Below are 629 nucleotides of genomic sequence, written 5' to 3'. Positions count from 1 at the left end.
TACAATAAACTTGGCTCCCACCTTATGGAATATATGGGAACAAAAGGTGTTTATTTCGCCTTATGGGCACCCAATGCCGAAAAGATCTCGGTAATAGGAGATTTTAATAATTGGGACAGAGAAGCTCATCCTATGTCTGCCCGCTGGGATCACTCGGGGATCTGGGAAGTCTTTATTCCGGTAGCCAAAAAGGGAAGTTTGTACAAATATTTCATCAAATCAAATAACGGCTATGAAGCCGAAAAAGGGGATCCCTTTGCTTTTCAATGGGAAACTCCACCTAACACGGCTTCTATGGTGTGGGACCTGGAAAATACCTGGAATGATAATGTATGGATGAAAGACAGGGACAGCAAAAAAGGCAAACCTCAACCCATGTCTGTTTACGAAATGCATCTGGGTTCATGGAAAAGAGTGCCCGAAGATAATCTACGTTCATTGACCTATCTCGAATTAGCAGAACAGCTTCCCGCTTACATCAAAGAAATGGGTTTCACACATGTGGAGTTTATGCCGGTGATGGAACATCCATTCTTTGGTTCCTGGGGCTACCAGATCACCGGATATTTTGCTCCCTCAAGCCGGTTTGGAACTCCGCAGGAATTCATGCAGTTGATCGACAGCCTGCA

General features: G+C 44.5%; 1 pseudogene. It reads left to right on the top strand.

Annotation, left to right across the window (positions count from 1 at the left end):
- Positions 1-24: 24 nt before the first annotated feature.
- Positions 25-629, top strand: a pseudogene (locus tag HC175_RS16270) (1,4-alpha-glucan branching protein GlgB); the annotation flags it as partial.

Source organism: Salinimicrobium oceani (assembly GCF_012037645.1).
This window is presented reverse-complemented; position numbering and strand designations above follow the sequence as displayed.